1 pseudogene is annotated in these 228 nt (G+C 41.2%); it reads left to right on the top strand.

The window, feature by feature from the left end:
* A pseudogene (locus tag HMPREF2607_RS04810) lies at nt 1-228 on the top strand (hypothetical protein); the annotation flags it as partial.

Raw genomic sequence — 228 nt, 5'->3', positions numbered from 1 at the left:
TTCATGTAGACACAGCTAGCCATAAGGGTGATGCTGGTACCTATTCTGTACATCTTTACTATATGTTGGATGGTAAACGAACTTATATTACCGAAACTACAGCCACAGTTCCTGAATCTCAAGTGACAGGGAAATTGACCATCAGCAACCAAACGTCTAATGGCTTTGATGTTGTCGTAACTAATGTTTCAGGCGGTGGCAAAGAAGTTAAAGAAGTCCGTGTTCCAA

Origin of the sequence: Streptococcus sp. HMSC078H03 (genome assembly GCF_001808655.1) — a bacterium.
Classification (GTDB): domain Bacteria; phylum Bacillota; class Bacilli; order Lactobacillales; family Streptococcaceae; genus Streptococcus; species Streptococcus salivarius_G.
Note: the sequence above shows the minus strand (reverse complement) of the source record. Positions and strands in the feature narration are given on the sequence as shown.